1 protein-coding gene is annotated in these 792 nt (G+C 45.3%); it reads left to right on the top strand.

Going from position 1 to position 792, the window contains the following annotated elements; all coding sequences use genetic code 11:
- Positions 1-662 (top strand): hypothetical protein (locus tag ACFSRY_RS19100; protein ID WP_377511908.1); only part of this gene is annotated, 662 nt, incomplete at its 5' end.
- Between the last annotated feature and the right edge of the window lie 130 nt (positions 663-792).

Raw genomic sequence — 792 nt, 5'->3', positions numbered from 1 at the left:
ACAGTTTGGTCATCTTCAATCCTAATCGCAATTACTCCTACCAAGCTTTCTTCGTAAGCCCCTCTGGCGATACTTTAACCAGAGAGCAGATAACACTCCAACCTAACGGGCAGCCGTGGAAGTACGACAAAACCCAAACTGCCTTTGAAATCAAGTACAATAACACGCCCGAAGACTCGCTTACTTTTCTATCCTATGTAAACCCGCAGTCTAAGAAAAAGAAGAAGCCCAAGAGCTACGTTTGGATAGATGCTGAAACTACTGGCGCTATAGAGGACGGGCAACAAGTCTGGATGCATCCAATTAGGAGCAACCAGTACAACTATACTGAAATAGCACCGTTCCCGAAGGTAATGCTGGATTCGCTGAGAGCAGGAGGAGAGTGGAACAATGCCTTGCTGATTATGATGGGCTGGGGAGCGTTCAAAGGGAAGGTAGCCAATCACTATCAGGCAGTACGGCAGGAAACAAGAACGTATGGAAGCCTTACCCTTGAGGATTGTTGGCTTATCCGCTCTGTTGGTAAGCACAGCAAGTTAGGCAATAGCTATCTCGACTTCTATTTTCACCCTGAGTATGGCTTTGTTGAAATGAATTACCGCTTTTACGATGGGGCTAAGATTACCTATGTGTTGGAGGAAGTAAGAGAGAAGGGGGTATAACATCACATCATTTCAACTCAGCTGGCTTCTGAGCCTGCTCTTAGTTAAAAAAGTAAAATTACGATTGCCAACAAAGTTCATAATTTAGGCTTCGGCAACGCCTCGCCCACATTATGCACGAGTAACGTTG

The organism is Pontibacter locisalis, from assembly GCF_042684605.1.
In the GTDB taxonomy this organism is placed as follows: Bacteria; Bacteroidota; Bacteroidia; order Cytophagales; family Hymenobacteraceae; genus Pontibacter; species Pontibacter locisalis.
Note: the sequence above shows the minus strand (reverse complement) of the source record. Positions and strands in the feature narration are given on the sequence as shown.